The sequence below is a fragment of the Ferrovum myxofaciens genome (assembly GCF_000735045.1).
Taxonomy (GTDB): domain Bacteria; phylum Pseudomonadota; class Gammaproteobacteria; order Burkholderiales; family Ferrovaceae; genus Ferrovum; species Ferrovum myxofaciens.
Genome location: NZ_JPOQ01000232.1, coordinates 1 through 566, shown reverse-complemented (window position 1 = coordinate 566; position 566 = coordinate 1). Strand labels below are relative to the sequence as shown.

Annotated in this window: 1 protein-coding gene; it reads left to right on the top strand. The window is 56.4% G+C overall.

Annotated features, from left to right (window positions below):
- Window positions 1–566, top strand: a 566-nt coding sequence (locus IV91_RS0113025) for an EF-Tu C-terminal domain-related protein (protein WP_031599163.1), incomplete at both ends; no start/stop codon positions are given.

The following is a 566-nucleotide window of genomic DNA, read 5'->3' as shown; positions in this document are numbered from 1 at the left end:
GCGATTGATGGACCGTTTTTGATGCCTGTGGAAGATGTATTTTCCATTTCAGGGCGCGGGACGGTGGTGACGGGTCGGATTGAGCGCGGGATAGTGAAGGTTGGGGATGACATCGAGATTGTGGGGTTGAAGACCACGCAAAAGACGGTGTGTACTGGGGTTGAGATGTTCCGCAAGTTGCTGGATCAAGGGCAGGCGGGGGACAATGTTGGGGTATTGCTGCGCGGGACGAAGCGTGAGGACGTGGAGCGTGGACAGGTGTTGGCGAAGCCTGGATCGATTACGCCGCACACCAAGTTTACGGCGGAGATTTATGTATTGTCGAAGGATGAAGGGGGTCGTCACACACCGTTTTTCCAGGGATATCGTCCGCAGTTTTACTTTCGTACGACGGATGTGACGGGGGCGATTGAGTTGCCTGAGGGGACGGAGATGGTGATGCCTGGAGACAACGTGTCGGTGACGGTGACGTTGATTGCACCGATTGCGATGGAAGAGGGGCTGCGATTCGCGATTCGCGAAGGTGGTCGGACCGTGGGCGCCGGGGTTGTCGCTAAAGTGATTCA